This is a genomic window from Kribbella jiaozuonensis (genome assembly GCF_005233875.1).
Classification (GTDB): domain Bacteria; phylum Actinomycetota; class Actinomycetes; order Propionibacteriales; family Kribbellaceae; genus Kribbella; species Kribbella jiaozuonensis.
The window spans coordinates 88,741-100,956 of the sequence record NZ_SZPZ01000004.1; the positions used below are offsets into that span (position 1 = coordinate 88,741).

At 69.3% G+C, this 12,216-nt stretch carries 13 protein-coding genes and 1 tRNA gene; 5 read left to right on the plus strand and 9 right to left on the minus strand.

Features of this window, described 5'->3' with window-relative positions; genetic code table 11:
• Positions 1-11 precede the first annotated feature (11 nt).
• Both FDA38_RS26485 and FDA38_RS26490 read left to right on the plus strand, forming a co-directional pair.
• A complete protein-coding gene (locus tag FDA38_RS26485; RefSeq protein WP_137256852.1) occupies positions 12-671 on the plus strand; it encodes an MBL fold metallo-hydrolase in 660 nt (219 codons plus the stop codon).
• On the plus strand, positions 668-1,204 hold the full coding sequence (locus FDA38_RS26490) for a GNAT family N-acetyltransferase (protein WP_170989877.1): 537 nt from the start codon (positions 668-670) through the stop codon (positions 1,202-1,204). The genes FDA38_RS26485 and FDA38_RS26490 overlap by 4 nt, the downstream gene beginning before the upstream one ends.
• Here the strand turns inward: FDA38_RS26490 and FDA38_RS26495 are convergent.
• Entirely contained in the window at positions 1,191-2,135 is a 945-nt protein-coding gene (locus FDA38_RS26495; RefSeq protein WP_137256854.1) for a S1C family serine protease, read from the minus strand. The genes FDA38_RS26490 and FDA38_RS26495 overlap by 14 nt on opposite strands.
• A 119-nt stretch (positions 2,136-2,254) precedes the next feature.
• On the opposite strand from FDA38_RS26495, the gene FDA38_RS26500 reads away from it, so the two are divergent.
• Together FDA38_RS26500 and FDA38_RS26505 are read left to right on the plus strand one after the other, a co-directional pair.
• On the plus strand, positions 2,255-2,803 hold the full coding sequence (locus tag FDA38_RS26500) for a TetR/AcrR family transcriptional regulator (RefSeq protein WP_137256855.1): 549 nt from the start codon (positions 2,255-2,257) through the stop codon (positions 2,801-2,803).
• 85 nt (positions 2,804-2,888) lie between these two features.
• Positions 2,889-5,063 carry an MMPL family transporter gene (locus FDA38_RS26505; RefSeq protein ID WP_137256856.1) on the plus strand — a complete coding sequence of 725 codons (2,175 nt, stop codon included), beginning with the start codon at positions 2,889-2,891 and terminating at the stop codon, positions 5,061-5,063.
• A 43-nt stretch (positions 5,064-5,106) separates the two neighbouring features.
• On the opposite strand, the gene FDA38_RS26510 is transcribed toward FDA38_RS26505, so the two are convergent.
• The 7 genes from FDA38_RS26510 to FDA38_RS26540 all read right to left on the minus strand — a co-directional run bounded on the left by FDA38_RS26510 (position 5,107) and on the right by FDA38_RS26540 (position 10,443).
• Positions 5,107-5,180 (minus strand) — tRNA-Pro (locus FDA38_RS26510).
• A gap of 68 nt (positions 5,181-5,248) precedes the next feature.
• Positions 5,249-6,616, minus strand: coding sequence for a ribosome biogenesis GTPase Der (der, locus tag FDA38_RS26515; protein WP_137256857.1), 1,368 nt, complete (start codon positions 6,614-6,616; stop codon positions 5,249-5,251).
• Positions 6,609-7,337, minus strand: a complete 729-nt coding sequence (locus tag FDA38_RS26520) for a lysophospholipid acyltransferase family protein (protein WP_137256858.1) — start codon at positions 7,335-7,337, stop codon at positions 6,609-6,611. The genes der and FDA38_RS26520 overlap by 8 nt, the downstream gene beginning before the upstream one ends.
• Positions 7,334-8,008 carry a (d)CMP kinase gene (cmk, locus tag FDA38_RS26525; protein WP_137256859.1) on the minus strand — a complete coding sequence of 225 codons (675 nt, stop codon included), beginning with the start codon at positions 8,006-8,008 and terminating at the stop codon, positions 7,334-7,336. Before cmk ends, FDA38_RS26520 begins: the two co-directional genes overlap by 4 nt.
• 32 nt (positions 8,009-8,040) lie before the next feature.
• The gene (locus FDA38_RS26530; protein ID WP_137256860.1) at positions 8,041-9,105 is read right to left on the minus strand and encodes a prephenate dehydrogenase; all 1,065 of its coding nucleotides are present in this window, start codon (positions 9,103-9,105) and stop codon (positions 8,041-8,043) included.
• Positions 9,102-9,470 carry a chorismate mutase gene (gene aroH, locus FDA38_RS26535; RefSeq protein ID WP_134100823.1) on the minus strand — a complete coding sequence of 123 codons (369 nt, stop codon included), beginning with the start codon at positions 9,468-9,470 and terminating at the stop codon, positions 9,102-9,104. The genes FDA38_RS26530 and aroH overlap by 4 nt, the downstream gene beginning before the upstream one ends.
• Positions 9,471-9,555: 85 nt before the next feature.
• Complete coding sequence (locus FDA38_RS26540) at positions 9,556-10,443, minus strand: helix-turn-helix domain-containing protein (RefSeq protein ID WP_137256861.1); 888 nt, start codon at positions 10,441-10,443, stop codon at positions 9,556-9,558.
• A gap of 65 nt (positions 10,444-10,508) precedes the next feature.
• On the opposite strand from FDA38_RS26540, the gene FDA38_RS26545 reads away from it, so the two are divergent.
• Entirely contained in the window at positions 10,509-11,363 is an 855-nt protein-coding gene (locus FDA38_RS26545) for a phytanoyl-CoA dioxygenase family protein (RefSeq protein WP_137256862.1), read from the plus strand.
• 7 nt (positions 11,364-11,370) lie between these two features.
• Here the strand turns inward: FDA38_RS26545 and FDA38_RS26550 are convergent, their stop codons facing one another.
• Positions 11,371-12,213, minus strand: coding sequence for a bifunctional 5,10-methylenetetrahydrofolate dehydrogenase/5,10-methenyltetrahydrofolate cyclohydrolase (locus FDA38_RS26550; RefSeq protein ID WP_137256863.1), 843 nt, complete (start codon positions 12,211-12,213; stop codon positions 11,371-11,373).
• Positions 12,214-12,216 lie beyond the last annotated feature (3 nt).

Below are 12,216 nucleotides of genomic sequence, written 5' to 3' on the forward strand. Positions count from 1 at the left end.
GGAGAAGTCGCATGCCCGAGTACCACGGGAACGTCAAGGTCGGCGGACCGGCCCAGACCCACGAGCTGGCCCAGTTGATGATCACCAAGGTCGCCGTCGGGCCGATGGACAACAACGCCTACCTGCTGCGTTGCCGCCAGACCGACGAGCAGGTCCTGATCGACGCCGCGAACGAGGCGGACACGCTGCTGCAGCTGATCGGCGACGGCGGCCTCGCGCGCGTGATCACCACGCATCAGCACAAGGACCACTGGGAGGCGCTGGCCGAGGTCGTCGCCCGCACCGGTGCCACCACAGTCGCCGGCCGGTACGACGCCGAGGGCATCCCGGTCCCGACCGACCAGCTCGTCGACGACGGCGACCACATCGCCGTCGGCCAGTGCACCCTGCGCGTGATCCACCTCGTCGGCCACACGCCCGGCTCGATCGCCCTGGTGTACGACGACCCGGACGGCGCGCCGCACCTGTTCACCGGCGACTCGCTGTTCCCCGGAGGTGTCGGGAACACCCAGGGCGATGCGGAGCGGTTCACGTCGCTGATCAACGACGTCGAGACCAAGCTGTTCAACGAGCTCCCCGACGAGACGTGGGTCTACCCGGGCCACGGCTCCGACACCACCCTCGGGACCGAGCGCCCGCACCTCGCAGAGTGGCGCGAGCGCGGCTGGTGAGTGGGTTCGCCGAGTACCAGCCGGGTGTCGCCCGGCAGACCGTCGACGTACAGGTCCGTCCAGGAGAGCTGCGTGACCTGGACGCGTGTGCCGAGCTGATCGTGTCGCGGACCCACGGGTCCGCGGCCGAGCGGCGCGAACGGCTGGTGGCCGACCTCGCCGACCCGGACAAGTACATCTCCGTCGCGGTCGTCGGTGACGAGGTCGTCGGGTACGGCGGGGTGATCCGCCATGAGCTCAAGCCCGACGACCCGCCGACGACCGCTCCGACCGGGTACTACCTGATCGGCCTGATCGTCTCGCCGGACTGGCGACGACACGGGATCGGCGAACTGCTGATGCGGGATCGCATCCGCTGGACCGCGGAGCGCGCCGACGCCGTCTACTCGTTCGTCAATCAGGCGAACGGCGCGATCCTCGACCTCAACAAGAGGTTCAGGTTCACCGAGGTCACCCGGGACTTCATCTTTCCGGGCGCCCCGTTGAAACCCGGCACCTGCGTACTCCTCCGGGCCGACCTCACCGATCAGTGAGCTCGGCCGGGTACGCGATCACGTCGACCAGCGCGTTGTTGCGGATCGCGGTGATCTCCGTACGTCGGGCGATCGCGTCCTCGAACAGCTGCCGCTGCAGCGACTGAGCGTCCCGGAGCGGTACGCCGTTCACCGCGAGCACCAGGTCTCCCTGGCGGAGGCCCGCGGCGGCGGCCGGGCTCGCGGGGATGACCTCGACGACCCGGAGCGCCGCCCGCTGGTCGAACCGTTCCGCCAATGACGGGCGAAGCGGTGCGGGCGTCGTCACCAGGCCGAGGTACGCGCGCCGTACGCGACCGTCGTGCAGTAGCGAGTAGATGATCCGGCGGGTCGTCGGGTTGATCGGGACGGCGAGGCCGAGGCCGATCCCGGCGACGGCGGTGTTGATGCCGATCACGCGGCCGTTGCCGTCGGCCAGCGCTCCCCCGGAGTTGCCCGGGTTCAAGGCAGCATCGGTCTGGATGACGTCCTCGATGATCCGTTGCGCCGAGCCGCTACTGACCGGCAACGACCGGCCGAGCGCGCTCACCACGCCGGCGGTCACACTCCCGGCCAGGCCGAGGGGGTTGCCCACGGCAACCACCAGGTTCCCGACCTTCAGATGGTCCGCGTCGCCGTACTCCGGCGGATCGGGGATCTCGCGGTCGGCCCGCAGTACGGCGAGGTCGGACAGCCGGTCGACGCCGACGACGCGGGCCTGTGCCGTCGTACCGTCGGCGAACTCCGCGGAAGCCTCCGAGCCGTCGCCGACCACGTGCGCGTTCGTGAGCAGGTGACCGTCGCCGGTCAGCACCACCCCGGAGCCGGACGAGTCGCCGCGCCGGCTGTGGATCCGCAGGCTCGCGACCCGCGGGATCAGGTGTTCGGCCACCCCCGAGACCACTCGGGAGTAGGCGTCCAGGACATCGTCCCCAGCAATCTCTTCAGCCATCGTCACGCCTCCTGGATTACAGGATTACACCGCAATCAAATCCGGACCAGCGCGTGAACCGGACCACAAACCTGACCGATCGGTTGAAAACTGGCCGATCGGTCAGGCAAGATGCTGACATGGCAGTCACCACCCCGGCGCGGGAGCGGACCAGGCGCGAGATCGTCCGGCAGGCGATGCACCTGTTCCAGGCCCGCGGCTACAACGCGACGTCGTTGCAGGACATCGCGACCGCGGCCGGCTGCTCGAAGGCGACGGTGCTCTACCACTTCAGCGGCAAGCCGGCTGTGCTCGCGGCCGTCCTCGAGCCCGCGGCCGCCGATGTGGCCGAGCTCGTGAAGGCCGCGGCCGAGCTGTCCCGGGCCGACGCCCAGGAACTCGCCATCCAGAGCTTCATCGATCTCGCCGTCACCCACCGCGGGGTCGTCGACGTGTTGCAGGACATCCTCCCGGTGATCGAGGAGATGCCCGAGGTCGGGCAGCTGGTCACCGACGGCATGCAGCTGACCGAGTACATGGCCGGGTCCGACGACCCGATCGAGCACGACCTGGCGAAGTTCGCGATCAACGGTCTGCTCGGCGAGTGCCGGCACTCCGTCGAGCGCACCGACGACGACCTCCGACGACTCTGCGACATCGCCCTGCGGAGACTCCTCCGCCGCGCCTGAGACCTGAACCCGCCGCCCTCCGCCCGCCGGGCGGACCATCACCCCTGCCCGTACGCCGTACCGACCCGAACGGATGCTGTTCCCGATGGCCAATCTGCTGTACCGGCTCGGCCGGTTCTCCTACCAGCGCAGGCGGCTCGTGGCCGCCGTGTGGGCGCTGTTCCTCGTCCTGCTGGGTGTCGGCGCGCTGACGCTGGGCGGCAAGACCGCGAACACGTTCTCGATCCCGGGCACCGAGTCGCAGCGCGCGCTCGATGCACTCAAGCAGGAGCTGCCGGCCGCGAGCGGCGCGTCGTCCACGGTCGTGGTGAAGGCGCCGGACGGCAAGACGCTGGCCGACCCGACCGTGAAGGCCGCGGTCGGCGTGACGGTTGCCAAGGTCGCCAAGGTGCCCGAGGTGATCGGTGCGGTCGACCCGTTCACCAGCAAGGCGATCAGCCCGGACGGTACGACGGGATTGATCAGCGTCCAGTTCGACAAGCCGGCCGACGAGCTGTCGAAGGAGAGCGTCGACGGGTACGACGGACTGAGCGGACTGAGCTCGGGTGATCTCAAGGTCGTCCCGGGCGGTCAGATCAAGGCCGGGGTACCGGAGATCGGTGCGACCGAGGTGATCGGCGTCGCGGTCGCGGCCGTCGTACTCGTCGTCACGTTCGGGTCGCTGGTTGCCGCGGGTATGACGCTGGTGACGGCGTTGCTCGGCGTACTGGCCGGGATGGCCGGGTTGTTCATCGTGACGGCGTTCACCGATGTGTCGTCCACGGCGCCGATCCTGGCGTTGATGCTCGGGCTCGCGGTGGGGATCGACTACTCGCTGTTCATCAGCTCGCGGCACCGGTCGCAGCTGGCCGAAGGAATGGATCCGGAGGAGTCCGTTGCGCGGGCGACCGCGACGGCCGGGTCGGCGGTGTTGTTCGCCGGTGCGACCGTGGTGATCGCGCTGGCCGGGTTGTCGGTGGTCGGGGTGCCGTTCCTGACTGCCATGGGTCTTGCCGCTGCGGCGACGGTGCTCACCGCAGTACTGGTCGCGTTGACTTTGCTGCCGGCATTGCTGGGCTTCGTCGGGAACCGGGTGCTGCCGCGGAAGCTGCGGAAGTCGCCGACCGCGGCTGCGCACAAGGAGGGGTTCGGTTTCCGCTGGGGCCGGCTGGTGACGCGGCTGCGGGTGCCGATCGTTGCTGTCGGCATCATCGGGCTCGGCTTCCTGGCGATCCCGGTGAAGGATATGCAGCTCGCGCTGCCGGACGGCGCGTCGGCGGCAGCCGGTACGAACCAGCGGGTCGCGTACGACATGACCGCGGCGGCCTTCGGTCCGGGCGCGAACGGGCCGCTGGTGGTTGTTGTGCAGAGCAACGACCCGGCGACCTCGAACGCGCTGGCACAGCAGGTGTTGGGCAAAGCCCAGGGCCTTCCGGACGTCGTCGCCGCACAGCCGGCCGCGGCAAGTCAGGACGGTACGACGCGGTTGCTGCAGGTGATCCCGAAGAGCGGACCGGCGAGCGAGCAGACCGCTGACCTGGTGAAGAACCTGCGCTCGGCAATCAAGCCGCTCGCCACCGGTGGCGCCGATATCTCCGTGACCGGGAACACCGCGGTCGGGGTCGACGTGTCGAACAAGCTGTCCGACGCGCTGCCGACGTACCTGTTCGTGGTGATCGGGTTGTCGTTCCTGCTGTTGCTGCTGGCGTTCCGGTCGATCCTGGTGCCGTTGAAGGCGACGCTCGGGTTCGTTCTGACGATCGGGGCGACGTTCGGGATCACGGTCGCGGTGTTCCAGCAGGGGCACCTGGCGAAGCTGGTCGGGATCGACTCCCCCGGTCCGCTGGTGAGCTTCCTGCCGATCATCATGATGGGCATCCTGTTCGGGCTCGCGATGGACTACGAGGTGTTCATCGTGTCCCGGGTCCGGGAGGAGTTCGTCCACGGCCGGCACGCGAACGACGCCACGATCCAGGGCCTCGGCCACGGCGCCCGGGTCGTCACCGCCGCCGCCCTGATCATGGCCTCGGTCTTCGCCGGGTTCATCCTGGTCGAGGACCCGATCATCAAGGCGATCGGCTTCGGCCTCACCATCGGCGTACTCATCGACGCCTTCGTGGTCCGGATGACGCTGGTCCCCGCGATCCTCAGCCTGCTCGGCGACCGCGCCTGGTGGTTCCCGAAGTGGCTGGACCGGATCACCCCGAGGGTCGACATCGAGGGCGAGTCGCTGAACGTCCCCGGCAAGCCCGAGGAGAAGGAACTCGCAGAGGTCCGCTGACGACAAGAAGGGCACCGACAGTGTCGGTGCCCCTCTTCGTCTGTCGGGCTGACAGGACTTGAACCTGCGACCCCCGGTCCCCCAGACCGGTGCGCTACCAAACTGCGCCACAGCCCGATACTCCCCGTTGAGGTGAGCGGGCTTTACCTTACAGCATTCGCCGCCCTGGTCCTGACCAGGGCGGGTCAGCGCTTCTTGTTCTTCTGGCGGGCCCGGATCTGCACGTGCACCGGGCTGCCGACGAAGCCGAAGTCCTCGCGCAGGCGGCGTTCGATGAAGCGCTGGTAGGACGCCTCGATCTGGCCGGAGGTGAAGATCGCGAACGTCGGCGGCATGGTCGTGGCCTGCGTGCCGAACAGGATCTTCGGCTGCTTCCCGGAGCGGACCGGGTGCGGGTGGGCGGCAACCATCCGGCCCAGGAACGCGTTCAGCTGACCGGTCGGGACGCGGGTCTGCCAGCCCTCGAGCGCGGCCTCGATCGCCGGCACGAGCTTCTCCATGTGCCAGCCGGTGAGCGCGCTGATGTTCACCCGCGGCGCCCAGCGGAACTGCACCAGGTCCCGGTCGATCTCGCGCTCCAGGTAGTAGCGGCGCTCCTCGTCCATCAGGTCCCACTTGTTGTACGCGATCACCAGCGCCTTGCCGGCTTCCTCGACCGCGTTCATGATCCGCAGGTCCTGCTCGGTGATCGACTGCGAGGCGTCGATGACGACCACGACCACCTCGGCCCGCTCGATCGCCGCGTTGGTCCGCAGCGAGGCGTAGTACTCGTGGCCCTGGGAGTTCTTCACCTTGCGCCGGATGCCGGCGGTGTCGATGAACCGCCACTCCTTGCCGCCGAGCGTGATCAGCTCGTCCACCGGGTCGACCGTCGTCCCGGCGACGTCGCTGACGACGACCCGGTCCTCCTTGGCGACCTTGTTCAGCAGGGAGGACTTGCCGACGTTCGGCTTGCCGACGATCGCGACCCGTCGCGGCCCGGCCAGCTCGCCGTCACGCTCGGGCGGCGCCTCGGGCAGAGCCGCGAGTACGGCGTCCAGCATGTCGCCCGTGCCACGGCCGTGCATCGCGGAGACCGGGAACGGCTCGCCGATGCCCAGGCTCCACAGGTTCATCGCCTCGGACTCGACGCGCTGGTCGTCGACCTTGTTCGCGGCGAGGACGACCGGCTTGCCGGACTTCCGCAGTACCCGGACGACTGCCTCGTCGGCGTCGGTGATGCCGACGACCGCGTCGACCACGAACAGCACCGCGTCGGCCGCGTTGATCGCGACCTCGGCCTGGGCCGCGACCAGCGCGGCCATGCCGACCGCGTCCGGGTCCCAGCCGCCGGTGTCGACGACCGTGAACTCACGGCCGGCCCAGTTGGCGTCGTACGACACGCGGTCCCGGGTCACGCCCGGGGTGTCCTCGACGACCGCCTCGCGGCGGCCGATGATGCGGTTGACCAGCGTGGACTTGCCCACGTTCGGCCGCCCGACGATCGCAAGCACCGGGAGTGGCCCCGTGTCCTCACGGTCGTGCGTCGGTACTTCGGTGGGCAGGTCAGTCATCAGGGTCCTTCTCGTCTCGCCAGCCCGGAAGAGGGTGGCCGGTTTCTTCGACGGCCGCCTTCACATGGGCGCGCAGCACGTCGCCGATGTGGTCGGCAACCGCCTGTACGTCGGAATGTCTCCTAGGAAAGGGTACGCGCTCAATCGTGAACGGCTCGCCGTACACGACGTCGACCCGGCTCCCGGCTGGTGGGTGACCCTCCACGCTACCCAACGGCAGCCGCGTCCCCATCAGCGCCACGGGCAGGATCGGGGCGCCGGTGACCATCGCCAGATAGGCCACGCCGACCTTGATCCGGCTGAAATCGCCCGGTCCGCGGGTGCCTTCGGGGTAGATGTTCAGTACCCGGCCGTCCCGCAGTACCTGGATCGACTTCCGGACCGCGAGCATGTCGTACGACGACCTGTCGACCGGGATCTGGCCGATCCGGCGCAGGAACGTGCCCTGGAGACCGCCGAAGACCTCGATCTTGCCGAGCTGGTGCAGCATCCGCGGCGCGACGGCTCCGAGCAGCGGCGCGTCCAGCAGGCTCAGGTGGTTCGGCGCCATCAGCAGCGGACCGGTCAGCGGGAACCGGTCCTCGTGGTGGATGGTCAGGTTGTACTTGCGCAGGAAGTACGGCTTCGCGATCTTCCGCATCGGCAACGCCAAGCGGTACGGCAACGGCGGCAGATCATCGGTGCGGGGCAGGTCCTTGTGCCCGGTGACTTCCGCCGTCATCTGTCCTGGCCTTGAGGGACAGTCTCCTTTGCCAGTCGGCTGATCACGTCGATGACCTCCTCGAGGGTCATGTACGTCGAATCGATGGTGACGGCGCCGTCCGAGGCGACCTGGAACTCCGACACGGTCGAGTCGTCGGCGTCGCGCCGGATGATCTGGTCCCGCAGCTGCTCCGCGGTCAACGAGCTGACCTCGGCGCCGCGGCGGGCCATCCGGGCCTCCTGGTCGGCGGTCAGCAGCACCTTCAGCTCGGCGTCGGTGGCGACCACGGTGGCGATGTCGCGGCCCTCGACCACGATCCCGCCGCTCGGCTGGGCGTTGTCGATGATCGCCCGCTGCCGCCGGATCAGCTCCTTGCGAACGTCGAGGTTGGTGGCGATCTTCGAGACCACCTCGCTGATCCGCGGCTCCCGGATCGCGGTGGTGACGTCGGCCCCGTCGGCGATGACGAACTGGTGGCCGGGGTCGGTGCTGATCTCCAGCCGCAGGTCCCGGGCGCGCTGCGCGACCGCGGCGGTGTCGTCCAGATCCAGCCCGTGCTCGACCGCCGACCAGGTCACCGCCCGGTACGTCGCCCCGGTGTCGAGGAACCGCAGTCCGAGCCGGGTGGCCACTCCGCGGGCGGTGCTCGATTTACCGGAGCCGCTCGGGCCGTCCACAGCGATGATCATGCCCCGAAGATTACCTTCGGACGGGGACAGAACTAGCGGTGGACCACCCAGCCGCGGTCGGTCAGGACGTCGACGAGCTGGTCGACGGAGGCCGGTTTGACGGCGAGCTCGACCTCACCGACCGGGCGGCCGGGGCTGTGGTCGATGCGGAGGTCCTCGACGTTGGCGCCGGACTCGGCCGCATCGGCGAACAACTTGGCCAGCTGGCCGGGGCGGTCCGGGATCGTGACCAGGACCGTGACCAGGTCGATGTGCGGCGTACCGTGCTTGCCCGGTACGCGGACCGCGCCGGAGACGCCCTGGCCGAGGATCGCGGTCAGCTCGTCGCCGGCCTCTTCCTTGCCCAGGGCAACGAGGAGGCGGTCGAGCTCGCCGCGGATCTGCTCCAGCAGGCCGGTCAGCGCACCCGAGTTCGCGGACACGATCTGGGTCCACAGCGTCGGGTCGCCGGCCGCGATCCGGGTGACGTCCCGGACGCCCTGACCGGACAGCTCGAGGTGGGACGACGGTGCGTCGGCCAGCGTGCCGGCAGCGAGCGCCGACATCAGGTGCGGCAGGTGGGACACGCGAGCGACGCCGAGGTCGTGGTCCTCGACGGACATCTCGACGGTACGGGCGCCGGCGGCCTCGGCGAGCCGACGTACGAGGTCGACTGCTTCGGGGTTGCTGGTCTCGTGCGGCGTGATTGCCCAGGTGGCGCCGTCGAACAGGTCGGCGCGGCCGGCGAGCGGCCCGTTGCGCTCGGAGCCGGCCATCGGGTGGCTGCCGACGTACCGACTGAGGTCGCCGGTCAGCCTGCGGGCGTCGGCGAGCGGCTTGGACTTCACGCTGGCCGCGTCCGTCACCACCGCGTCGGTCTGCTGAAGCTGCTCCGCGACTACTGCGCCGACATGGTCAGGCGGTACGGCGACCACGACCAGCTGCGGCTCGATCTGGACCAGCCGCGAGCCGGCCCCGATCCGCTCGGCCATCAGCGCGTTGTCCGGGTTCCCGTCGACGAGCTCCACGACGACACCTAGCCGGGCGAGCGCGAGGCCGATCGACGTACCGATCAATCCGGTGCCGACGATGCGAACAGGACCCCGTAGTTCGGTCACTGGGCGCCGGTCAGGTCTGGGCGGAGCGCGACGGCGCCGTGGAGGTAGACGTGCTGGATCTTGTCGCGGGAGCGTGAGGTCTCGGTGTGGACCATCAGCCGGACCACCCGCGGCAGCGCGTGCGGCACCGGGATCTCCTGCATGCACATCAGCGGTACGTCGGTCAGCCCGATCTGCCGCCCCGCGACCGCCGGGAACTCCGAACGCAGGTCCGACGTGACGGTGAACAGGATGCTGATCAGATCCTCGTTCTCCAGATCGTTCGCCTCCAGGACCGCCTTCACCAGCTCCGCGGACCGCTCGAGCAAGTGCTCGCGCTCGTCCACGTCCAGCTGGGTGGCACCCCGGATCGCCCGTACCGCCACGTGCTTGCCTCCTCGGTGTTTGTCTCCCCAACCCTAGGCCAGAGTAATCAAGGAGTGGACAGCCGTCTCGGATCGTGCACGTGGGTCAGCCGTTCCGGGCGGCCTCGAGGAGCCGGCGGGCGATCGGCAGCAGCCCCGCCTCGCGTACCGGGGCGAGTGGATCGGACAGCTGGCGACGGCGGCGGAAGCTTCCCGGCGGGTCGCCGTACGCGAGGGCGAAGCGACGCGAGAAGTGGTACGGGTTGCTGTAGCCGCAGTCGGAGGCGATCTCCCCGATGGTGGCGTTGGTGCGCTGGAGAGCGGTGGCGGCGCGGGCGAGCCGGATCAGATCTAGGGCGTACGCCGGTCCGCAGCCGTAGCGCTCCCGGAACAGCCGGTGCAGGTGGCCGGCGGACAGGTTCGCCGCGGCGGCCAACTCCGGGACGGAGACGATCCGGGGACCAGTCGCCCATACCGCGGCGACATGGTCGACGAGGCGCTGGACGGCATCCGGCAGCTCCGCACGTTGCCGGCCGACCGGAGCGCTGACGAAGACCTCCAGCATCGTCGCCACCAGCCGATCGCTGTGGCCCCGGTCAGCCGTGCTGTCCAGCAAGTAGCTGCACAGTTCGTCGAGCAGGCCCGGATCGGACCTGGACCGCACCCAAGGCCACCTCGCCGGATCGCCGAGGTCGCCGAAGTCGTCGATCTGGAAGTGCACGTACGCGTGCCGCGAGTGGCCATCGCAGTCCCAGATATAGGCGTCCCGATTCCCACGCCTCGCAAGCGCGACCGTCCCCGGGCGCAACTCGTGCTCGACAGTCGCCTGCAGGACGCCGGCGTCGTACACGTCGGTCCGCCAGATGGCCGACCCATGGAGGATCCAGAGCAGCTCGAAGTTCGGCAGCCGGCGCGGTCCGTACGTCGCGCCGGGTGCGTAGTCGGCGATCTGCACCAGGGAGTTCACGCTGACCGCCGGTGCTCGCGATGTCACGAACAGATAGTAAAGCGCTTGCCCACGACATTGGCCGGCTCAGCGTGCTCTGTCACGGTGACTAGATGCATTTCACCGAGGTCAACGACGAGTTGGTCGAGTCCTTCCGGCGAGACGGTTTCGTCGTACTCGACCAGGCCCTGCCCGCCGAACAAGTCAGCGAGCTCCATCTCACCGCCGAGCAACTGTGCCGGGGCGAGCTCGGCGCCGTCGAAGGCGCTCCGGCTCCGGAATCCACCGACGATGTCCTGCGCCGGTTCCTCTGCATCCACCACCCGCACAAGGTGTCCGACGCGGCTCGTGCGGCGCTGCACGCGCCGCGGGTGGTCGAGACGCTCACGGCCGTCATCGGGCCTAACGTCAAGGCGATGCAGTCGATGCTGTTCATCAAGCCCGAAGGCAAGCCGGGCCAGGCGTGGCACCAGGACGAGTTCTTCATCCCGACCAGGGACCGCTCGCTGACCGCGGCCTGGATCGCGCTCGACGACGCCACCGTCGAGAACGGCTGCCTGTGGGTGTTGCCGGGCTCGCACCGGCGCGGCGTGCTCTATCCCGATCGCGAGCAGGACGACCTCCGCTTCGACTGCACGGTCGAGGCGTTCGACTTCCCGTACTCCGACGACGACGCGATCCCGGTCGAGGTACCGGCGGGCTCGGCAGTGATCTTCAACGGGTACCTGCTGCACCGGTCCCTGCCGAACACCGGCCGGCACGGACTCCGGCGAGCACTCGCGAACCACTACATGAGCGCCGAGTCGCTGCTCCCCTGGCAGACCGTGCCGGACGGCATACATGTCGGCAAGCACGATTATCGCGACATCGTGATGGTCGCCGGGACCGATCCGTACGCCTACAAGGGCATCGACGACCTGGCCCGGCCGCACTCGCGGCCGGACAAGGACGGCGGGTGCGACCGCTAACCGACTGCTAACCCAACTGTGCCTCGGCGGCGTCGACCGTCTGCTCGAGCAGCAGCGCGATCGTCATCGGCCCGACGCCGCCCGGGACCGGGGTGATCAGGCGAGCCACCTCGGCCGCCTCCTCGAAATGCACGTCGCCGACGTTGCCCTCGTTGTAGCCGGCGTCGACCACGACCGCGCCCGGCTTCAGCCAGTCGCCGCGGACGAAGTTCGCCTTGCCGACCGCGGCGATCACGACGTCCGCGGTCCGGACCAGCTCGGGCAGGTCCCGGGTCCGCGAGTGCGCGTAGGTCACCGTCGCGTTCGATGCCAGCAGCAACATCCCGGCCGGCTTGCCGAGGATCGGGCTGCGGCCGATCACCACGGCGTGCGCGCCCTCGAGCGGTACGTCGTACTCCGCGAGCAGCCGCATGATCCCGCCGGGCGTCGCCGAGCGGAACCCGGGATCGCCGAACGCCATCGCCGCGAACGACAGCATCGTCACGCCGTCGACGTCCTTACCCGGGTCGATCGCCTCGAACGCGGCCCGCTCGTCGATCTGCGCCGGCACCGGGTGCTGGAGCAGGATCCCGTGCACCTCCGGGTCCTCGGACAGCTTCCGGATCTCCGCGACCAGCTCCTCGGTCGTGGTCTCGGCCGGCAGTACGACGCTCCGCGAGGCGATCCCGGCCTTCTTCGACCGGTTCTGCTTCATCCGGACGTACGTCGCCGAGGCCGGGTCGTCGCCTACGAGCACAGTCGCCAGGCACGGCTGCACGCCGTACTTCTCCTGCACGGCAGCGGCCCGCTCTGCCGCCTTGGCCACCATCTCGGCGGCGAGGTCGGTCCCGATCATCAACTCAGCTGTCATCTG